A 21821-nucleotide genomic window follows, 5' to 3' on the forward strand; every position below is an offset into this window, starting at 1 on the left:
TTTGTCATGCAAAATATCAGGCTTTATTTCAGTAGTGAGTTTCGAGGATAGAGGGGCGGCGCTTAGCCGGAAACGGACTGGAGAATTCCGGCGCTGCCACAGAATGCACTTCACTCATCCTGGCATCGCCTAAAGTCACCAGATCCAGCGTCCAGCGTTCAAGCGCCCTTGAAATCAGTACGGCTTCACCATCGCTGACGCGCTGATCGGCATCCACAATCGCCACCATCCACGCCAGCAATAATTTACGCAATTGCGGGTCTTCAATTTCTGCCAGCAAACTGTCAATCTGATCTATCGTCATTTCAATCTGACCGTAGCGCGTCCCGCAAGTCAGAATATCTTCACACAGAATATGAACGATAGATTCGAATTCATCTTCACTTAAACCCAGCTTACGGACGATGCCGTATCCCGCCACCAGTTCCAGTTCCGATTTATCCAGACCGCCATCTACCAGCATCGCCAGCGCAACGATTCTTGCCATCGCCTGCGGACTGTCTTTTTCATAGCTTCGCATCATGCCCTCGCCTTGGGTTCGGTATCAGAAATCTCACTGTCGTCTGCAACCGGTGCAGACCAGAGCTTGTGCTGTACATGGCTGTGCTCCCGCTTACGACCGATACGTTTTGACAGCAGATGCTCAGCCCGCCCGATGGCACGGTCAATCGCAACATACATATCCGCTTCCGTATCGTGTACCAGAATTTGCTGACGGCCAGCCAGAGGAATCTGGATCAGGCAATGTTTATCTTCGCCACCACGTGGTCCGTTGACATCCGAGAGTCTGACTTTCACCGTCCGCACTTCGTCGAGTGCCCAGTCAGTAGCGAACTTTAAGCGGCGGAACGTATGTTCACGTAATCCTTCGGTGAGTTCAAAGCCGCGAGCGTGGATGTCGATATGCATTGCTGATCTCCTGTAAAAATGTCAGACGCAGTTGTGTGACTTCCTTAGTGTAGGGATCAGTCAATGCTCTTTCAAATCGATTAATCGGACAGAATTGCTCGAAAATTTCGAGTTATTTAGTAGCTTGAAATGGACTGGGCAGGCGTCGGAATTTCCTTTGTGCGGGGGGGCATACGGGGCGCGGAAATTGGTGCGTCTGAAGGGCTCGTGTCCCTGATAGCAGCAGGAATAAATTTATACCTAAGGATAGCTGTTGAAGCAGTACCAGCCCGACTCACTCAACTAAGTGGATTAATATCAAGGGCGGTACATGCTTGTGTTGTCCCGGTGAATTCGGATTTCTCAGTTTGAAGAACGTAAATTTTCCCACTCAGCCTGGCGTAAGCGATAGCCGCATTCCTGAATCAGTGCTCCGGCACGTTGGTGGTCTTGGGCGGGGGAGGAATCTGGCCAGGGGTAGGGCTGGGTCGCGCCAAACAATTCCAACCTCGTCAGCAGGGCATCAGTTTCGTATAGTCGCATGCCGCAACGGTGGGCGATGGCATAGGCTTCGTTCAGCGCCACCAGCGCGGCGGCGGGGGCTTGTAAAGCACATCGAATGCGGGCATGGGTGAGCAGGGCGAGAATGATGTGATCAGCGGGACCACCCTGACGGATCAAGCGTAAGGCAGTCTGGTTGTGGGCTAGCGCTGCGTTCAGGCAGGCGGCAGGGTCCGGCTGCGCGGCGCGCGCCAACAGCAACTGGCATTTGGCTAGAGTGTGGTGGTCTAGGCCCTGATCTAGCAGCCAATTTTGGCTTTCCGCCACGGCCAAAGTCTGCTGCGCACGCTTGACCACCTCCGCCGCGCTGCTTTGCTGCGCCAACAGGATCTCGCAATACTGAAAACCTCGCAACGAATACAGCAGCGGGTATTTTGGTTGGTTTTCCGCTTGCAAGCACTCGGCTTCCTGCATCAAGCGCACTGCGCTGGCGCTGTCGCCGCTTAAAAAGCGGTGCCAGGCAAGGTTGCAGCGCCTTACGATTTTCTGAATGGCGTCTTGGCTTTGCTCTGCATAGTCCAACGCCTGTTGGGCAATGGTTAGCGCGGCTGGCAAGTGGCCGAGCAGTGCTCGGGTTTGGCTGAGGTTGCTGGCGGTGATGGCGGCGTTTTTCCAATTTTCTTGCGGCACACGCATGGCAAGTTCTGCTTCCATCAAGGACAGAGATTCTGGCAAACGCCCCAACGCATGCAGGCGAAACGCGATTGCGGCAAACAGCCAAGCCTGTTTGCCATCGGGGATTTGCTTGACTGCTTCCTCTTGTAGTGCGCGCCAACCGGGCTCAAAAAAATGGGCGATGGCGGCCAGGTCGTGGGCATAAACGCCAAGTTTTTTGATGCTGTAATTTTCGTTGCCGCGTTTGATGCGTTTGCGATACACATCATCCAGCGCTTTTGCAAATTCCCCCGCCGCACAGCCATGCATCATGGCTTGATACAGCGGCAATAAATCTTCCAGTGTGGGTTGTGTTTTTTCCGGAGTGTTTTTACACAGATAGTTAAATACCCGCTTGTGCGCTTCACGCCAGCCGTGCGGGCAGTAGTTTTGCAATTCGCGTGCAAAGTATTCGCGCAGCAAGGGATGGGCGTCCAGGCTATGCCATTCGTTTTGTGTGTCTTTGCTTTGGCTGATCAGCTTGGCTTGCTCTAAGCGGCTGAGCAGGGTTTGCAGGATGTTTGGCGGCAAGGGTGTGTGGACTTTTTTGCGGCCTTTTTGCGTGGTGCTGAATAGGGCATCTGTTACGCCCTCGATCGGTTCACCTCGCAACAGGCATTCAATACTGCCACGGCTGGCAGGTTTATCAAACAGGCTGAGTATGTACAAAATCGCCAGCGCTTGTTTGCCATATTTTTCATCCTGATTCAGCCATTGTGCATAGGCGCGTATCGCGCGGAAGGCATGACCGTGACCCTCTTCCTCATCGGCAATTTGCCAATCGACCAGATCACGCTTGGCGATGTCGCCGCCATGGGCTTCTTTTAAATACAAGCCGAGGATGCGCAGGGCCAGGGCGTGGCAGCGCATTTCATTTGCGGCAGCCTCAAGTTCGTGCGGTGGCCCTTTAATTTCTAGACTGCGCAGTAACGCAACTGCGGCAGACAGAGGCAGGGCGGGCAAGTAGATTTTTTCTACGTGGGCGGTGAAACGGTCATCCAGCGCATAGCGGCTGGTGATGACACACAGGCTGGGGCCATCCCAATGGCGGAGCAGGGCTTCTATGCCTGGGTCTTTGATTCTGCCGCGCTCCGGGCTGGAGGGCGGCATTTGCAAAGGTTCCAAACCATCGAGCAAGAGCAGGGACTTAGTTTTCTTGCAGCAGTCAGCCAGTTTTTGGCCTTTTTCGTAGAGGCTGGCCTGGCTATCAGCGAAATCCGCTTCGCCAAAAAATTTCAACGCAGCACGTAAAAATAAATCTGAGGAGGCCTGACTTTGGTCGCTGGAACCCTGACTGTAAAACGACCAGGCAAAGACTTTTTGCAAGCCTGGCCAACCCGCATTTTTACGGGTGTAAACCCAGTTCGTCATCAACGAGGTTTTGCCTTCGCCACCCAAAGCGATGATGGTCGCGATTTTCTTGGCGTTTGGATCTTCAAATAGCGCATCCAGTCTGGCTAGCTCCGGCTCACGTCCCAGCAAATCAGGCAGCAAATATTGCATGATGTGGCTGAGGTCTTCGTGTACGAGTGGTGGTTGTGGCGCGCTGGTAGGACTGAGCATTGGCGCGATGCCTGCACCAAGTGGCGCTGGATCAAGCTGGTAAGATTTTACTGTACTTAACCGCCACGGCTCATCTGTACTGCCGGGATCAAATTCCCAAGGCTGACGCTGCACCTGCACACCATCAATCCGTATCAAGCTGAAGCTGTTTGTATGCCCGCCATCCTCAAACGTCGCGCCACCTTGAAAATGCCAGGCTTTATCACATACCTTGCTGGGTTTTTTGACCTTACCATGCGTATGTCCAGTCAATACTACATGGCAGCGCGAGGCGACAAAATCGTCAATATCGACCCGCCCCCGTGCATTAGTTTCTTCTTCGTGTAACCAGTCAAAGGGATGATGCAGCATGCCTACTGTCAGCTTGACCCCGTCTTTGCAATCAGCTAAGCCATTTTCTGCCGCCAGCACCTGCAATTGCGGCAAGCCCAGCCAGAGATTGTCTTTATCTTTATCGCCTTGCGCATACCAGGCCGAATTCATTACCAGTACGCGCAAATCAGCCCATTCATAAATCCCGGCCAGACGGTTTTGTTCGGCGCCTAACATCAATGGCGGCAAGTCGAAATCGGTGCAAAATTTTATAAAATTAGTGAAACTTTTCAGGTTAGGAATGTCAGCAATTGGTGGGCTCAGCGCATCATTGGCAGCCTCGTTGCTGCTCGGATAAGCAAAGCGCTTGGCGGTGTTGCGATCACTGTCATGGTTCCCAGCACAGATTTGCATCTTATCCGTCGTCAAATCGCAAACTGCCAACAATTTCTTTAGCCATTCTCCAGCCAAATCATAGTCGCTGGCAGTCCCGCGCATACCCAAATCGCCACTGATCAAGATGTAATCCGGTTTCCAGCAACGAGGATCCTTCAGGCAGGTTAGCAAACCATCTAAACATAGCGTGCGTTGCGCTTTTTGTGTTGGGTTGGCATCGAAACCAAAATGCAGATCAGACAAATGTAAAATTGTAGGCATTGTTAGGTGCGGGCTGGAAACGGGGGGTGACATTTTAGCATTTCAATATCCTAATATTCCATACGAATGCACAGATCAAATGGATAGGATTTTCCGGCCGCCAGAATAGGAAATTTGACCTCAATCCCATGATCATGGGGAATTTTCCGGATGAAATTTACCTGATGTTCAGTTCATTATCCGGAGAGATACACGCGATCAGGTTCTTTTGAATTTATTTTTTCAGCCAGTTCTTCTTCGGCTTTACCTGTGGTTGATTGTTTCTAACAGATCTCTGTTATCGCAATCCCGGCAGCCGCCACGCGGTTACGTCCGCCGCGTTTGGCTTCATACAAGGCATTGTCGGCGTGTCTGAGCAGATCGTTGCTGCTGTCGTTTTCGGTGAGGCTGGCGACGCCGAAGCTGCTGGTTATATGGCCGACGACAGGGAAGATATGGCCTTCCACTGCGCTGCGCAGTTGCTCTGCCAGCAGGCGGGTTTGTTCCGGATTGCTGTCGGGGCAGATGATCAGAAATTCTTCGCCGCCCCAGCGTCCCAGTACCGCTGTCGCCGGAATTGTCTGTTGCAGAATGCGGGCGAATTCCTGCAGTAACTGATCGCCGGTCAGATGCCCGTGCTGGTCGTTGACTTGCTTGAAATGGTCGATGTCAGTGATGATCAGCGACAGCGCACGCTGTTCTTTTTTTGCCGTGGTAATTGCCGACTGCAGTGTTTCATCCAGCCCAAGCCGGTTCAGAATACCGGTTAGTTTGTCGGTAACGGATAAGCGCGCCAGTTCCTGATGGGCTGCGCTCAGTTCTCTGGTGCGTTCTGCGACTTCGCGGCTCAGGATTTCCGCATGCTGCACTTCAAATTCGTGGGCTTTTTGTATGCGCTGATAGGCATCATTGAGCGCATCAACCAGCACCGTCAGTTCATCCGGCGACGATGTTTCGCGGCGGCGCAGGCGGAAAGGCCGGAAATTTTGTCCCGGTTGAAAGGCTTGTGCAAATGCAGCCATTTGCGTCAGCGGGCGGGTAATCAGCCATGTCATCAGCAGAAAAATGCTGATGGTGGTGATCAGCGATTTGCCGATTTGCGTACTCAGCACCACCACAAAGCGGTCGATTGTCCGGCGGTACAGAACGTCGAGATTCGGAAAAATATAAATTTTGCCGACCACTGCATCATTTCTGTGTAATTCATACGTGTACAAATGATGGCTGTCGGTTGCGATCTGACCAGTAGTTAATTCGGCGGCCTGACGCGGGCCGTAGCGCAGGCTGACACCGGCAACCCACGGCGACCGGCCTATGCCTTCCAGTTGCAGTTGCATGCTGGGAATATTGAAATTCCACGCTGCATCAGATAATCCCGGCAACTGGTTTTGTTCAATGTAATGCATGCCTTGTTCCAGCTCGGACAAGTCACGCCGGTAATCAAAAAACAATTGTATGGATGTGGCAACCAGCGCCGCAACGGCACTGATGCCGAGAATCCAGGCCAGCATACGACGTGCAAGACGATGTTTCATTTGCTGTTGTCCGTGGAATATCAATATGTTTATTTATTTTTGATGACGAAATGGTGAGTGGCGCGCATAAATGACTTCAAACCGCTTCGCTGCTTCCGGGTCCAGAAAACCGGCTTCCGCGTCCACCCATGGCGGACGTTTTCCGGCTTTCGCCACTACTTCATTAACGCGCTGTATCACTTTTTTTCCCCACGGGCTTTTGGTGCAGCCGACGTAACCTATCGTGTATTCGGGAATGCCGGCAATCGGTACATACGCCAGTTTCAGCGGCGTTTCCAGTTGCCGTGCGTACCAGTTCGCTTCATTGGCATAGGCAACGACATAACTGATCCAGCCAGTAGAAATCTGACGAAACGCCGCTTGCCCGTCATCACTGCTGACGATGATATTCTTTTGTCCGGCAGCGGCTTCAAACGCACTCAACACCGGCGGCGGGTAACCGCGCTTTTCCTGACGCACGGTGGTCAGGCTGGTGTCGTGTACCAGCTTGCTCATATCGACTTCGCCTTTGGCATTGCGATATGGCGCCAGTTTCGGCAGCAGTCTGACCGGTAACACAACGTGATGTGGCAAGACAAATTCGACCGGATCGCTGAAATCAACATACTGCTCGCGTTCCGCGGTTTTAATCAGGCTGGGTTCACAGACCAGCTCACCCTGTCGCATCAGTCCGAATACCCGCGACATGCTGGATGGCTCAATTACATGCTTGATATCCGGCGTGCGTTCGATGAAATAGCGCAGAAAAACATCGGCATAGCCGGTTCCTTTATGCGGACCGCTGCCAATAATCGCGGGCGGAAAATCCGGCATTTGCCAGCTGATGGTCAGCTCGGCGGCTTGCGCGGTGCCGCAGGCGGCAATACTTAGCCACGCAGCCATCGCTTGTATAGGGCGCAGATCGCGCCGTTGACCGGCAGGCTGAGACCTTACGGTTCTGATTGCGGGAAAAGCGTTTTTGTTCTCGTGCATCGTCATCGCAGAAATCCGGATGATATTTGTAAAATTTATATTGAAATGCATGATGACACTGCGCGGTCTGACTGACTCTGATGCAGCGCATAACTGGCGCGAGGCATTATATCAGTGCCAATCTTGCTCCTGTGTTATTGCAAGCGCTGAATATGGCTGAAAGATCGGATTTAATCGCTATTTCTTTAGGAAAATTAATAATTTTTTCATTTTTATGGCAATTAACATGTCAACAGTATGGCAATTCGTTATCATGCTATTCGATAATCTATGCAGAAATAACAACATATTTATCTGAATATCCCGTTAATCCTATTCTTAAAAGGAAGCCTGATATGTGGAAACCGGTGCTGGCAGCGATTCCTGCCATGTTGTACTCAACCTTTACCTTTGCTGCCGGTACGGCATCGTGTGAACAGGTGTTAAAGCAATTAGCAAGCCAGCTGATGGACGCCACTTGCGTTGAAAGTGCTGATCTGACGACCCGCAATCCGGCCACCACGCCCGAAGACAATGCGATCAAATCACTGCCGCCGTTTGCATTTATGCCGCGTTCTGACCGCGCCATTCTGATGCCGGATGAACGCCGCAGAACCCCGATTCTGAAAGCCGTCCCCGGATTGCAGATTCAGGCGCGCTTTGTCAGCGATCCTTTACAGCAGGGACGTTTCCTGCTGCGCTTGCCGAAAGACTGGAACGGTCGTCTGGTGATTGCCGGTGCATCCGGTGCGCGCAGCGAGTTCAATGGCGATTTCGCATGGAGCGATTATCTGGTGCAAAAGGGATACGCCTATGCCTCGCAAAATAAAGGCGTGCTGAGTTCACAATCCAGTCAGGCTGACGACCCGCTCGCATGTCGTACTGCGCCGGACTCCGATACCTATGTGCGCTACTACGATAATGAAGCAGGACAGGAATTTACGCGCTGGCGCGATTTCATGGTGCTGGCAGCGCGAGTGGCACGTCAGGGTGTTCAGTTTGCTTACGGCAAAGCGCCGCGTTACACCTATGCAGTCGGCACATCGAATGGCGGTTATCAGGTGCGCCGTGCGGTGGAATCTGCGCCGGAACAATTTGATGGCGGCGTGGAATGGGCGGGAACCTACGTTGGCGAGCCCGGGCCGAATTTACTGACTGCATTACCACCGGCCATACGGAATTTTCAGGCATATCAGGATTCAGGCTACGCCGCCGACAGCCTTGCCGCCCGCAATCTGCTGGCGGCAGGCTATCCGCCGGATCTGATCATCGAAAAAGATGGTAAGAAAACCTCCTTCCTCGCATATCACTCCATGCATTTCTGGGAGCCAACCCAGTGCCAGTGGCAAAAGCGCCTCGATCCTGACTACAACACCTATGGCGCAGGCCCCGGCAATTACAACTATCTGGCGCGCTTATCTGCTTCCGGTGTCGGTAAAAACGTAGCTGCGATTGCGACTACCGGCCATATCCGCCGTCCGTTAATTACCGTGGCTGGCACCATGGATGGCTTACTGCCGATTGATTTACATGCACGCGCCTATGCACGTCAGGTGGCGGCACAGGCAGGGCGCAATGCACCGGCTTACCGCTTGTATGAAATCCAGAACGGCAACCACGTCGAAAGCCTCGCCGACGATTTCCCGCAACTGGAACTGATGTGGCCGCACGCCCAGCATGCGTTTGATCTGTTAGTTGCCGCCGTCGAGCAAAAGAAAACTCTGCCACCTGCGCAATGCGTGCCGCGTGGCGCACGCATCGCCGAACAACCCGCCCAACCCGGTCATTGCGTGCAGCTGTTGCAACCGTAATTGGCGCCATCGTTATGCAGAAGTCTGCATCCGCTATTTACGGACAGCCAGACTTTCTGCCGACGACCGCCGGATGGCTATGCAAAAATCCGCATTTGGGGTGAAAAGTGGTGTTTCAGGGATGACCAAGCAACTGCTTGCCTGAGTGTGGTCAATACATCGTGTTGATTCATTGATCTTCATTATCATTAATTTGCTTATGGCAGACTTTGGCGCGGTAGAAGGTTGATACAAAATACTAGGTCATTCCACGTAGATAAATGACTAATCTTTTGGATATCCGCAATAGCTTGGTTTTTGAAATTTAGTATCTGATCGCGTTTCCTCAATCCATGAAAATTTTTCGTTAGATAGATGTTCTTTAATGAGATTGTCTGCAGTTATAGAATTTTTTAAAAAGTAAATTGATTTCAAAATTCCTTGAATTGCATTAGTTTTATTTAATAAATGTATATATTTTCTTCTTATACTATCTTCGTCTTTATTGTGAAAAAAAATCTTTGCTTCATTTAGGTTGTTATTGTAAATTTTTATATAGCACTCTGAAAAATCTAGATCTCGGCTAAAATAAAATAGAGCATTCAAACCCGCTAAATTTTCAGGAGTAAGTTCTGGTAAAACCGAGAGCCAAATATCATCTTGAATTTCAAATGTTTTTTTCATTTTCCTAAGAATTTCATCAATGCCCTCCTGATTTTCAACGTCCTCGCCTGAATGAGGCTTGTGTTGTTTAAGCCATTGACAGAAAAAGTTACCTATATCTTTTTCATTGACGCCAAGTAGTGGAATCGAAATATTGATTTTTGGGGCAATTTCATAATGTTTTTCTATGATTCTTAAAGCCGTAGAAAATTCTGCGCTACCGATTTTAAACTGACTTTTAATTTCAGATTTTGCATTGGAAAATATTTCGCTACCCCAACTATTGCGAGGGGGAAGTATATTTGCAATTTCAAATAAATTTTTCCTTGAAAGCTTCTTTGTAAACGATTTCCATTGATATTCTGTTCTTAGAAATTCATTTAGTTTATTTAATTCATCTAATGATGACTCTAATTTTATAAATCTCTCTTTTAAGGTTACGAAGTTAATTATTTTGACATCAACGAGATGCTTTTTGCTATTGGTGTCTAGTGGATATCTAAATGTTTGACCAGTTGCGTCAATTTCAGCAATATCCATTATTTTTTCATCTAAATTGCTAACTATATTTTCAAATCTGTCGTCTAAGTTTTTGGATTTTTCTTTAAAAAAATTCCATATTTTTGCAATATCATGTGAGCCTACAAGGTCAAAATCTAGGCGAATTTCCTTAAGGCTACTGAGATGAATTATTTCTTCAATCGCACCTTTTATACGGAGCTCAATTGAGTGTCTCATGTTAAAGCAAACGGGATAAACCATTTCGTCAACGGAATATCTCATTCCTGGGTCACTAATAACTAAATCGATAAGGATAGTTGCTGCTTGGGAAAAGCCCTTTGCATATTCCCAGTACCCTGGAGATCCATTTTCGCCAACGCACGCATTTGCCCATGTTGGCTCACCACCTGAGAACGTTTTATTGATTCTTTTCATGAGACTTTCCCGACGTCAATTTTTGAAGATATATGTAATAATTTTATATGAGACATTTAATGTAAGTATTGATGCTTGCTAAAAAACATTTTTTCGTATAATTAATATATGGATATTTTATTATTAATTTAATCTTTCATAAAATACTCATAAGGTAATTGGTATATTTTTTTTGTTATTTTTGTGGTGTGAATAAATTGGCTTTCCAAGAAATAGAAATTGATTTTGTAATTTACATATAAATTACAAAAAATCAATTTCTATCATTTTCCCGAGAATGTCACCAGACATTTTGGATGAGCAGAACGCCGGATTTCAGGCGAAAGACGCCTGCCAGGACTATCCAGTGTGGCGCCATCCGTTTCTGTGTGAACGGATGGCTGGAAAATCACTTTTTATTCTTGCGGCGTTGTTCGTAGAACTGCTGCATTTTCTTTTCCAATTCAGAATGATCAAGCTGCCACATACCCAGCGGGCCGCGGACCAGATTGAACTGATGGATGGAATCTTCTTCAAACTGGTTCCAGTATTCCCTTCTGTTTTTGTAATCAATATCCGGCGGGCCGTCGCTGACGGGTGTCAGTAAGCCATGGTCCCCCAGCCGGTAGGCGTACGATTGCGGGCCATCGGTGGAAAGTAACTGATCCACGCGCTTGATTGCCGGAATGTAGGCAAGGCTCAGTGCAACGGCGATCAGCGTGGATAAGGTCAGTGATTCTCTTGCCGGTACTTTCGATTTGCTGAGCCACCAGTACACAGGCAAGGCCAGAAGCATGATGATTTGCATGCCCGGCATCAGTAGCCATGAAGTGCCAGCCGTTCTTAACCATTCATATTTATTCAGAAATTTTCCGTCGATCAGGGCAAAGGCCAGCAGCAGAAAGAATATCGCTACGATGACCAGTGAAGCCCGGTTTTTTTCCAGTGCGAATTCTGATTTTGCGATGCCCGGTAAGCGAAACTCAGGATCAATTCTGCGGCACAAATCGGCGGTGGCTTCGCGTGACTGGATTGCGTTAAAGCCAGTGTCGGCGCTCAGCATCAGCGGATTGTCATTCGATCCGATGGCGAGCCAGTGCAGGTTGGCACTGGCGATGCCGCTGTTGCCGTGCCAGCGTAATTGCATACTGGATTTCGGAAAGGTTTGATCGATGCGTTCGCCGGAAGGCCATTCCGCAATCACTCTGACGCCATCCGGCAGGTTGACTAAAATACCCCTGGTTTCATAGGCAGTGAATTTGAACCGTTTGCGGAAAAAAGGTGTTCTGGAAATGTAGATGCGATACCAGTCGCGCAATCCTTCACGCTCTACATTTTCAACGATCTGATTTTGCGTGCGTTTGCTGCGCCGGGCTTTTCTGAAAACGACCCAGAATATCGGAATCCAGCAGAGCAAAAGAATGCTGTGCAGTGTGGACAGCGTGCTGATATTCATAAGAAAATATTTTAAAAGGTGGTGATATCGCTGCGCCTTCCTCAATGGAAGTGCAGCGGGCGATGTGGTGGTGCCTGATTCCGGTTCTTCGTGCGGTTTTGCGCTTGCGGCCGGATGCGCTTGTCCCGCGCATACCTGTATCTGTCTGCCGGATCGCTTAGTCTGATGCGGTATGCCATTTCAGCCTGCGGTTCAGATCTTTTGCCTTTACTGAATGGCAATAACTGACACTAGCACAGTGATATGTTTGCAGCAATAAATCTGCGATTGCCGCACATTGCTTGCGCGGACGGGCGATCGGATACCACAGGTGGGCGGCTCAGCCGACATCGTTGCGATCCGGCTTTAAGGTATCCGGTGGCTGGATTGCCGTCTTGATTGTGCAAAAATCATCACCTGTACATTTCGGACAGCCAGACTTTCTGCCGACGACAGACGGGGTGCTGTGCTGAACACCGCATTTTGCACAAAATTGGTGCATTTTTGGCATGGGAGAGCATTCCAGCGTTGCCAGCGGCGCTGGCGGGATAAGCAGGGGCGAAATCGCCGGCAATGCTGAAACCAGGCAATCCGCCAAATCCAAAGCATCCACGCAATCCGCCAAGCCGGCCAAAATGACCGGAACGACCAGAAAGACTAAAACAACAACCACGGTAATCACGGTAAAAAAGCTGAAACCGGGGCATGGCCGGAGCCCTGATACCAGTTCTGCTATACTTTTTGAAATCAGGTTTGCGCTGATCGTGTGAATTGCAGCGCAGACGGAGAACAGCGGTGACGCGGCCTGTGGCCAGCGTCGCCGCTTTCTTATTTCCCTCTTTTTTCTTCAGGAGTCACCATGCTGAAATCCCGTGCTGCCGTTGCTTTTAAAGCTGGCGAACCACTGCAAATCGTTGAAATTGATGTCGCACCGCCAAAGAAAGGTGAAGTGCTGATCAAAATCACCCATACCGGCGTTTGCCATACGGATGCGTTTACGCTGTCCGGTGAAGATCCGGAAGGTTTGTTCCCGGTGGTGCTGGGCCATGAAGGCGCAGGCATTGTGGTGGAAGTCGGTGAAGGCGTGACCAGCGTGCAGCCGGGCGACCACGTGATTCCTTTGTACACGGCGGAATGCGGCGAATGTCTGTTCTGTAAGAGCGGTAAGACCAATCTGTGCGTTTCCGTGCGCGCAACGCAGGGCAAGGGCGTGATGCCGGATGGCACCAGCCGTTTCTCGTATCAGGGCCAGCCGCTGTATCACTACATGGGTTGCTCTACCTTCAGTGAATATACCGTGGTGGCCGAAGTATCGCTGGCAAAAATCAATCCGGATGCAAATCCGGAGCAAGTTTGTCTGCTCGGTTGCGGCGTGACGACCGGTCTCGGTGCCGTTAAAAATACGGCGAATGTGCAGGAAGGTGACAGCGTGGCAGTGTTTGGCCTCGGTGGCATCGGTCTGGCAGTTGTGCAGGGTGCGCAAATGGCGAAAGCCGGTCGCATTATTGCGGTGGATACTAATCCGGAAAAATTTGAACTGGCGCGTAAATTCGGCGCGACCGACTGCATCAATCCGAAAGATTACGACAAACCGATCCAGCAAGTGATTGTGGAAATGACAGGCTGGGGCGTGGATCACAGCTTTGAATGTATCGGTAATGTGAATGTGATGCGCGCTGCGCTGGAATCGGCGCACCGTGGCTGGGGCCAATCCGTGATTATCGGTGTAGCAGGTGCGGGTCAGGAAATCTCTACCCGTCCGTTCCAGCTCGTGACCGGCCGTCGCTGGCTCGGTACGGCGTTCGGTGGCGTCAAAGGCCGCAGCCAGTTGCCGGGTATGGTGGAAGATGCGATGGCAGGCAAAATTCAGCTGGAACCGTTTGTCACACACACCATGCCTATCAGTGAAATCAATGAAGCCTTTGATCTGATGCACGAAGGCAAATCGATACGCTCGGTTGTGCATTACTGATCGGAGCGGTCTATGCAACGTACAGAACGACACGCCAGCTTTGGCGGCTGGCAGGAAGTCTGGCAGCACCGGTCGGAGGTTTTATCCTGCGACATGAAGTTTGGTATTTATTTGCCACCGGCAGCGGTGCGCGGTGAAGCTTGCCCTGTGTTGTACTGGCTGTCCGGCCTGACCTGCAACGAGCAAAACTTCATCACCAAAGCAGGTGCGCAACAGTATGCGGCGCAGCACGGCCTTATTCTGGTGGCGCCGGATACCAGTCCGCGCGGAGCGGATGTGGCGGACGATGCGGCTTATGATCTGGGGCAGGGCGCAGGCTTTTATCTGAATGCCACGCAAGCACCGTGGGCCGCGCATTTCCGCATGGAAGATTACATCGTGCAGGAATTGCCGGCACTGATACAGCAGCATTTTGCGGTAACAGCGGCGCAGAGTATTTTCGGTCATTCTATGGGTGGACATGGCGCGCTGACACTGGCGCTGCGCCACCCGGGGCGTTACCGCAGCGTATCGGCATTTTCTCCGATTGTGGCACCGTCGCAAGTGCCGTGGGGTGAGAAAGCCTTCAGCGCCTATCTGGGTGAAGACCGCGACCAGTGGGCGGCGCATGATGCCTGTGCGCTGATTCAAAGTCAGCTCAGCGAACGGCTGCCTTTGCTGGTGGATCAGGGCGAGGCCGATGATTTTCTGGCGAACCAGTTGCAGCCGCAACGCCTGCAAGCCGCATGCGACGCTGCCGGACACCCGCTGACCCTGCGCCGGCACCCCGGCGCCGACCACAGCTATTACTTCATCGCCAGCCTGATCGGTGAACATATTGCCCATCACGCCAAGGCACTACAGGGCTGATCAGTCAGACAAAATTCTTGTTGTCTGAGGTAAAAAAGGGAGAGTCTGACTCTCCCTTTTTATTGGGTTTCCCGCTCATTGCTCCGGTGAAATACAGTGTTACCGGAGCATGTGCCAGATCAAATTCCAGCGTTGCCCTAAGCTGGTTTTCGGTACCAATCGGCAGCTGGTAAGGCGCAAAATAGAAATCAGTGCAGGCGTTTTTTCCGGTGCCCGCTTTAATATTTCCTGCCTTCAGTGTAGTGCTGAAATGGATGGGCAGGTTCTGGCGGATGCTGGGAATGTGTTCTCTGATCACAGAAGGTGAAATAAATGGTGCTGTCTTTGCAAAAAATTCTGTTTGGCCCGGTTCATTTCCCGGATAACGATGAATACCGGGCGTTTCAGTTTCGCTTTTTATGTATTGTGCTGATCGCCGGTGGTCTGGTGACCTTGCTGCTGCTGGGCGGTTCTGTGGGGGGTGTGAATCCCATCAGCAGACAGCATTCGGTATCAATGACAGCATTCACCACCGTCAGCTTTGGTTTATGGCTGGTTTTGCGCGGGCAGCCGCAACGGTTCTATCCGGTTGCCTGGACGTATGAACTGATTTGTCTGGCGGAATATATTTCAGCGCTGATTTTCGTTTCAGAAGATGAAATGCGTGTGATCTGGTTTTTTACCAATATCCCGGGCGTGTACATTTTGCTGGGACAGCGTGCCGGTATGGTGATCACCGCACTGACGGTGACCGGGCTGGCACTGGCAAACCGGCATTTTCCGAGACCGTATTCGGTAAATGGTCTCGCCACCGTGTTATCTGCACTGGTGTATCTGGGGGCTTTCTTCCATGTCTACGGAGCGCGTTCCGTATCGTATTTTGTCCGTATGCGCGAATCGAATCAGCGTCTGCGCCATATCGCCAGCCACGATGCATTAACCGATTTACTGAACGCAGGTGCGTATTACGCCAGTTGCGATCAGATGATTCATCTTGCCGCGCGCCAGGGCAAACCTTACTCAGTGTTGTTTGTGGATCTGGATCACTTCAAGAAAATTAACGATACCTATGGTCACGAAGCCGGTGACACCGTATTGCGCAGCGTGGCATCGGTTCTGGCTGCTTCGGTGCGGCAAAGTGATGCAGTCGGCAGAATCGGTGGTGAGGAATTTTCTGTTTTTTTACCGGATACAGACCGGCATGGGGCATTCCGGCTTGCAGAGCAGTTACGGCAAAACATTGAACAGCTTCGTCCGAAATCCGGTGAGATTTTTATTCCCGTGACAGCCAGCATTGGTATTGCAACCAGCGATCACAGCGATATGTCGATGGCAGTCATTCAGCGTAAAGCTGATCAGGCGATGTACGTTGCGAAACAACAGGGACGAAACCGGGTTTCATTATTCGATCAACCCGCACCATTCTGAATCAGGCGCAGGTCAGCAAGATTTGTGAAACACAGACGTGGTACGCTGCAAGCATATCAACATGGCAACCACGTCATCATGAACTTACTCAGTCCGCTACAGCAAAGCTATGAGCGTCGCTTAATCCGCGTCACACAGTATCTGCATGCGCATCTGGATCAGCCGCTGGATTTGCAGACGCTGGCGGATCTGGCATGTATGTCGCCTTATCACTGGCATCGTATATATCAGGGCATACACGGCGAAAGCGTGATTGCGACGCTGAAGCGTTTGCGCATGCAAAAAGCGGCAGCTCTGCTGTTGCACACATCCACGGCGGTGAAAGAAATTGCTGTGCAGGTCGGTTATCCGAATCTGCAATCGTTCACACGCACGTTCACCCAGACCTATGGCACGCCGCCTGCGCGTTTCCGTGAAGCTGGTGTTGCTCCGGTATTGCCTGACGCGGCGCAGATGCAAACGCACTATCCGGTCCGGCTTTGCCACCAGCCATCGCAGCAACTGATACAGCTCGCCCATCAGGGCTCTTATATGGAGATAGGCCGCGCATTTGATGTGTTAAATGCCTGCGCCGGACAACGCGGCTGGATAGTACCGGATACTGAGTGGATGGGCATTTATCCGGATGATCCGGTCATCACACCGGAAGCTGATCTGCAGTCATTTGCGGCAATCAGCGTGCGTGAAAGTCAGCAAACAGCGTTGCCAGCCGGTTTTACGACGCGACAACTGCCGGCCGGCACCTACGCAGTCTTACGTTATCAGGGGCCGTACTCAGCTATGCAGCCGGTATATCAGTGGTTTTGCGGTCAGTGGTTGCCTGCATCCGGTTATGAAGTGGCGGCGCATCCGCCATTTGAAAAATACCTGAATAACCCACGTCAGACTGCACCGGCAGATTTGTTAACGGATATTTATTTGTTGCTCAACCCGGTATCCGAGGATGCCAACAGCGAAGGAAAATCATCATGAAACTTCAGAAAATGCAGGCATTGACGGTGCATGGCATCAGTGTGCGCACCAATAATCAGACCGAAAGCGGCCCGGACGGCAAGATCCCGCTGTTATGGCAACGCTATATGGCAGCGCATCCGCAGCCCGCCGCAGAGATATATGCTGTGTACGCAGATTATGCTTCTGATGTTAACGGCGATTACACCTTAACTGTGGGAAGTTTGCAGGATTTGAACGCTGAAACTGTTACCGGTGTGGCTGCAGGAGATTATCTGGCGTTTGAAGTGCATGGCACCATGCCGGAAGCCATTATCCGTGGCTGGCAAACGGTCTGGACTTATTTTTCTGAACCAGGCGCGCCGCAGCGTGCTTACCGTACCGATCTGGAAATCTATCACGGCCCTGCATCGGCAACGATCCTGATTGGCATTGTCCCGCCCGCCCCGTAAGCCCATCACCGCACACCTTCCCCCTGAACTCCCAAGAAAAAAGCACGCATGACCACAGTTGGCTCATGCGTGTTAAACGACATATCAACATTGTTTGCTACTTTTTACATCGAACATCAGTTCGCTGATCTGTGTGAATCCGGTATTGTGTTTTTTTAATCATCACGAAATACCGGGAATGTCATACGTAGTTTCCGACACTTTGTGCTGAATTATTTTCATTCATTCTTCTGATGACATAGGATGCTGACAGCGTCATAAAAAAGTGGTCACGGGGGACAACATGAAAAACTTCAGTATCAGTCGCAAACTCGCGCTTGGTTTCGGCATCATTTTGTTTATTGTTGCTGTGATTGCAAGTGTCGGTGCCTGGCGTTTGTCGGAATCTGATAAAGCAACGCATGACATTCTGGATATTCCGCTGCGTAAAGAGAGAATCGTCAGCGACTGGTATGCCACAGTCAGTGCCGGTGTGCGGCGCACGGCGGCGATTGCCAAAAGCAGCGATGCATCGCTGGCGGGATTTTTTGAAAGCGATGTAAAAGATGCATCGAAAGCATCTTCGGGTTATCAGAAAGCCTTTGAGGAGCTGGCTTCCGGCGACGAAGAGAAAAAACTATTCGCTGACATCGGGCAGTCACGCAATGAATTTATCCGCACACGCGACAAAATTACAGAACTCAAAAAAGCGGGCAACGAGCAGGAAGCCTTTGAATTGCTGGAAACTAAATTCAAGCCGGCAGCCAAAGCGTATCTGGATGGCATGCTGGCCTTGCAGGCAATGCAAAGGGAAGATATCACCCGTCGAAAAGAAGCGATTGAGCAGGCGAATTCCAATGGAGCCCGGTTCTTGCTGGGGCTTAGCGCATTATCCTTGTGTCTGGGCGCATTCATTGCATGGCAGATCAGCAAGCTGATTACGCAGCCGTTACGGCAGGCAATGCATTTTGCAGAGCAGGTGGCTTCCGGTAATTTGTCCGGCAATATCCGTGCCGAAGCACAGGATGAAACGGGTGTGTTACTGGCAACTTTATCGCGTATGAAAGATGATCTGGCGCGAGTGGTATCAACGGTCCGTGAAAATGCTGACTGTGTTGCCACTGCCAGCGCGGAAATCGCGCAGGGTAATCTGGACCTCAGCCAGCGCACCGAAAGTCAGGCTGCCGCGCTGGAAGAAACCTCGGCCACCATGGGCGAACTCAATGAAATGGTCAGGCGTAATGCCGCCAATGCGGGTGAATCACGTCATCTGGCGGAAAAAGCATCGCAGGTTGCTGTGAAGGGCGGCGAAGTGGTGGAGAGTGTGGTCGATACGATGTCAGAGATCAATTCCAGCTCACAAAAGATTATGGACATCATCAGTGTGATTGATGGCATTGCTTTTCAGACCAATATTCTGGCGTTGAATGCAGCGGTCGAGGCGGCGCGTGCCGGTGAGCAGGGCAGAGGATTTGCCGTGGTGGCCTCCGAAGTCCGCACGCTGGCGCAGCGCAGTGCAACCGCTGCAAAAGAAATTAAAGAATTGATTTCTGACAGCGTGGAAAAAGTGGAGCGCGGGTCCACACAGGTGGAGCATGCAAAGCAAACCATGACCGAGATTGTCAGTGCGATTCATCAGGTCAGCAGCATCGTCAGTGAAATCAGTGCTGCCAGCAGCGAACAAAGTAACAGCGTGGCGCAGGTGGGTATTGCGATTACAGAAATGGACGATGTCACGCAGCAAAATGCCGCGCTGGTAGAGCAAAGTGCAGCCGCCGCTGAAAATCTGAAACGGCAATCGCGCGAACTGGTTGCCACAGTATCAATATTTAAAATATGACATCGCCAACCTATCGTGACCGTCTATAAAAAATATTTCTATAAGGAAATTTTGTGCGGTTTTTGTAAGATAATGTCGGGATTCTGAGCGATTGTTATTGTTTAAACTGGTATCTTGTGAAGCTGGCAATGGGTGCTGTCGCTGATGCAGGCACAGATTGCCGGTTTTTGTTTTTGCACTATTTCTTTTGATTACTGTGGAAGCACAATCTTTTGTCCTGTTATCACTTGCGGTTGATGTTGTCCTGATTGCAGCTTTGTTGCTGCCGTGGCTGCATGAGCGCAAAGAATCGCATGCCTTATTCTGGGCAGCCGGTCAGGCGGCACTGACAGCAAATACGGCATTATTGTTTCTCGGAGTGCAGCCAGTTGCCAAAGCAACCGTGTCCGCATTGCTTCTGACTACCAGCATCAGCAGTTTTTTACTCGGTACCGGAAAGTTCATTCGCCAGCGCGCGATTACACGCACAACGGCAATGATGATTACAACGCTGGCGATAATGATGCAGGTATTTTATGCGTTGTTTCCGGCACTGATCGTCGATGCAACTGCATTTATGACGGGCGCAACTTTTCTGGTCAGTGGATTACTGATTGCAAAATTCACCCGTGCTTATCCTGTCCTCAGTGCTTTACTGATTATTCGCGGAGTTATAAATTTGTTGACGGCATTTAAATGGATGCCGGACAACATGACGCTGTGGTTTTTCGAGTCGTTTACGATTAAAACCCTGTCAATGCTCTGCCTGATTTCTGCCGTCATCGAGCGTATTCGTGACCGGTATAAATACACAATTGACAGCTTTGGCAGCGGCCTGATTATTCTGGATGGTCAGGCCAGAGTGCAGATGGTGAATGAGCGTGCGGCAAGTCTGATCGGTAAAAGTAATACCCGCAGCGCACGCGATCTGCATGTGGCAGATGTGTTTGCCAGACCGCATGGCGCGTCGCTGAGTGCATTTCTTGAGCGGATTACAGCCAGTCAGTCACCGGTACCAATGACCGATGAAATCACCGTTACGGCTGCAGACGGGCGCAGCATACCGCTGGAAGTGATTGTGTCGCCTTACTACGAGCGTGAGGAACGTTTTTACTTACTGCAGTTGATTGATATTTCTGAGCGTAAAGAAAAAGAAGGTTTGCTGTACAAGGTCGCGCATTTTGACGGGCTGACCGGTTTACTGAACCGTCACGGTTTCCTGCGGGCGCTGAGCGCACTGATGCAGGCCGGTGCACAGCCCGGTAACGATTACGTGGTGATACTGGTGGATCTGGACAAATACAAGCGTGTCTATGATTCTTTTGGTCACGTGTATGCGGAGCAACTGCTGAAGCAGATTGCTGCTGATCTGACTACGCACATACCGGAGCACGCTATTCTGGCAAGGTTTGGCGGTGATGAATTTGCGATCGGGATTACCGGTATTCCCTCTTCTCAGACCGCTGCGCTGGCTGAAAACATCGCTGCTGCGCTGGGTCGTTCACTGGCTGCGGGCTTTGCTATTCAGCATCATCAGCATTATCTGACGGCGAGTATCGGCATTGCGATTGCGCCGGAAATGCAGCCGGATGTATATGGCCTGATTCAGAATGCTTATCTTGCGATGTACGACGCCAAGAAAGCCGGTAAAGGACAAATCAGGACTTTCAACCCGCAAATGCTGGGCTTACCGCGTGAAGCCATTCTCGACAGTGCTTTACGTCATGCGATGCATACCGATGAGTTGTATCTGCTGTATCAGCCTATTGTTGATGTGAATTCCGGCGAGATTCGCAAATTTGAGGCATTGATACGCTGGTCCAGTAAAACCCTGGGTCAGGTGCCACCCGATCAGTTTATTCCGATTGCTGAAGACAGTGATCTGATTCTGGACATCGGTGACTGGGTGATTGCCACTGCCTGCGCCCAGTTTGCCGAATGGAGTCAGCACTTTGATATTCGCAATTGCGTCATGAGTATCAATATTTCAGCTGCGCAACTGATGGATTCGCGGTTTGCCGGAAAACTGAAAGCAATCCTCAGTACACACGGTTTGCAGCCTTCGCAAATTGAACTGGAACTGACGGAGCGGGTACTGATTGATGACGGGGATTACGTACGACGTTCCCTCAGCGATTTGAATCAGCTTGGCGTTCGCATTTCGCTCGACGATTTTGGTACCGGCTATTCTGCGCTCAGTTATCTGACCAAGTTTCAGATTGATACCCTGAAAATCGACCGCTCATTTGTCATGCGTCTGACTGAGCACGACAAGCTTGAGCAACTGGTGTCATCTATCATCATGATGGGACATAAGCTGGGGATGTCTCTGGTGGCGGAGGGGGTGGAAACCGCGTATCAGGCCAGTACATTGTCGGCGATGGGCTGTCATTTTCTTCAGGGTTACCTGATCTCGAAGCCGATTGCAGCGCAGGATATCCCGGCGTTTGTGCTGAGTCACGGCAGTGGTACCCGATAAACACGACAGG

Annotated in this window: 17 protein-coding genes; 8 read left to right on the top strand and 9 right to left on the bottom strand. The window is 50.8% G+C overall.

Annotated elements, in window-relative coordinates:
• Nucleotides 1–28: 28 nt before the first annotated feature.
• The 5 genes from KDM89_RS05625 to KDM89_RS05645 all read right to left on the bottom strand — a co-directional run bounded on the left by KDM89_RS05625 (nt 29) and on the right by KDM89_RS05645 (nt 7127).
• Entirely contained in the window at nt 29–523 is a 495-nt protein-coding gene (locus tag KDM89_RS05625; protein WP_212686965.1) for a tellurite resistance TerB family protein, read from the bottom strand.
• The gene (locus KDM89_RS05630; protein WP_212686966.1) at nt 520–909 is read right to left on the bottom strand and encodes an HPF/RaiA family ribosome-associated protein; all 390 of its coding nucleotides are present in this window, start codon (nt 907–909) and stop codon (nt 520–522) included. The genes KDM89_RS05625 and KDM89_RS05630 overlap by 4 nt, the downstream gene beginning before the upstream one ends.
• A 342-nt stretch (nt 910–1251) precedes the next feature.
• Nucleotides 1252–4635, bottom strand: a complete 3384-nt coding sequence (locus tag KDM89_RS05635) for a metallophosphoesterase (protein ID WP_212686967.1) — start codon at nt 4633–4635, stop codon at nt 1252–1254.
• Nucleotides 4636–4898: 263 nt separating this feature from the next.
• Complete coding sequence (locus tag KDM89_RS05640; protein ID WP_212686968.1) at nt 4899–6149, bottom strand: diguanylate cyclase; 1251 nt, start codon at nt 6147–6149, stop codon at nt 4899–4901.
• A 33-nt stretch (nt 6150–6182) separates the two neighbouring features.
• Nucleotides 6183–7127 carry a TIGR02285 family protein gene (locus tag KDM89_RS05645; protein ID WP_212686969.1) on the bottom strand — a complete coding sequence of 315 codons (945 nt, stop codon included), beginning with the start codon at nt 7125–7127 and terminating at the stop codon, nt 6183–6185.
• A 329-nt stretch (nt 7128–7456) separates the two neighbouring features.
• Here KDM89_RS05645 and KDM89_RS05650 point away from each other — a divergent pair, with 329 nt between their 5' ends.
• A complete protein-coding gene (locus KDM89_RS05650) occupies nt 7457–8911 on the top strand; it encodes a 3-hydroxybutyrate oligomer hydrolase family protein (RefSeq protein WP_212686970.1) in 1455 nt (484 codons plus the stop codon).
• Between the two features lie 264 nt (nt 8912–9175).
• Here the strand turns inward: KDM89_RS05650 and KDM89_RS05655 are convergent, their stop codons facing one another.
• From KDM89_RS05655 to KDM89_RS05665, 3 genes are all read right to left on the bottom strand, one after another.
• Entirely contained in the window at nt 9176–10489 is a 1314-nt protein-coding gene (locus KDM89_RS05655; RefSeq protein ID WP_212686971.1) for a hypothetical protein, read from the bottom strand.
• A 388-nt stretch (nt 10490–10877) separates the two neighbouring features.
• Complete coding sequence (locus KDM89_RS05660; RefSeq protein ID WP_212686972.1) at nt 10878–11924, bottom strand: MFS transporter; 1047 nt, start codon at nt 11922–11924, stop codon at nt 10878–10880.
• A gap of 319 nt (nt 11925–12243) precedes the next feature.
• Nucleotides 12244–12585, bottom strand: coding sequence for a hypothetical protein (locus tag KDM89_RS05665; protein ID WP_212686973.1), 342 nt, complete (start codon nt 12583–12585; stop codon nt 12244–12246).
• 180 nt (nt 12586–12765) lie between these two features.
• Here KDM89_RS05665 and KDM89_RS05670 point away from each other — a divergent pair, with 180 nt between their 5' ends.
• Nucleotides 12766–13875 carry an S-(hydroxymethyl)glutathione dehydrogenase/class III alcohol dehydrogenase gene (locus KDM89_RS05670; RefSeq protein WP_212687185.1) on the top strand — a complete coding sequence of 370 codons (1110 nt, stop codon included), beginning with the start codon at nt 12766–12768 and terminating at the stop codon, nt 13873–13875.
• Between the two features lie 12 nt (nt 13876–13887).
• On the top strand, nt 13888–14724 hold the full coding sequence (fghA, locus tag KDM89_RS05675; protein ID WP_212686974.1) for an S-formylglutathione hydrolase: 837 nt from the start codon (nt 13888–13890) through the stop codon (nt 14722–14724).
• A 4-nt stretch (nt 14725–14728) separates the two neighbouring features.
• Here the strand turns inward: fghA and KDM89_RS05680 are convergent, their stop codons facing one another.
• Nucleotides 14729–15022: a hypothetical protein gene (locus tag KDM89_RS05680; protein WP_212686975.1), complete on the bottom strand. Its 294-nt coding sequence runs from the start codon at nt 15020–15022 to the stop codon at nt 14729–14731.
• Nucleotides 15023–15036: 14 nt separating this feature from the next.
• On the opposite strand from KDM89_RS05680, the gene KDM89_RS05685 reads away from it, so the two are divergent.
• The 5 genes from KDM89_RS05685 (at nt 15037) to KDM89_RS05705 (ending at nt 21811) form a co-directional block, all read left to right on the top strand.
• Nucleotides 15037–16131 (top strand): GGDEF domain-containing protein, encoded by a 1095-nt coding sequence (locus KDM89_RS05685; protein ID WP_212686976.1) that lies wholly within the window; start codon nt 15037–15039, stop codon nt 16129–16131.
• A gap of 24 nt (nt 16132–16155) precedes the next feature.
• Nucleotides 16156–17103 carry an AraC family transcriptional regulator gene (locus KDM89_RS05690; RefSeq protein ID WP_212686977.1) on the top strand — a complete coding sequence of 316 codons (948 nt, stop codon included), beginning with the start codon at nt 16156–16158 and terminating at the stop codon, nt 17101–17103.
• On the top strand, nt 17100–17534 hold the full coding sequence (locus KDM89_RS05695; RefSeq protein WP_212686978.1) for a GyrI-like domain-containing protein: 435 nt from the start codon (nt 17100–17102) through the stop codon (nt 17532–17534). Before KDM89_RS05690 ends, KDM89_RS05695 begins: the two co-directional genes overlap by 4 nt.
• 283 nt (nt 17535–17817) lie before the next feature.
• Nucleotides 17818–19353 (top strand): methyl-accepting chemotaxis protein, encoded by a 1536-nt coding sequence (locus tag KDM89_RS05700; protein WP_212686979.1) that lies wholly within the window; start codon nt 17818–17820, stop codon nt 19351–19353.
• Nucleotides 19354–19549: 196 nt separating this feature from the next.
• The gene (locus KDM89_RS05705; RefSeq protein WP_212686980.1) at nt 19550–21811 is read left to right on the top strand and encodes a putative bifunctional diguanylate cyclase/phosphodiesterase; all 2262 of its coding nucleotides are present in this window, start codon (nt 19550–19552) and stop codon (nt 21809–21811) included.
• Nucleotides 21812–21821 lie beyond the last annotated feature (10 nt).

The sequence above is a fragment of the Cognatundibacterium luofuense genome, assembly GCF_018139685.1.
In the GTDB taxonomy this organism is placed as follows: domain Bacteria; phylum Pseudomonadota; class Gammaproteobacteria; order Burkholderiales; family Burkholderiaceae_D; genus Undibacterium; species Undibacterium luofuense.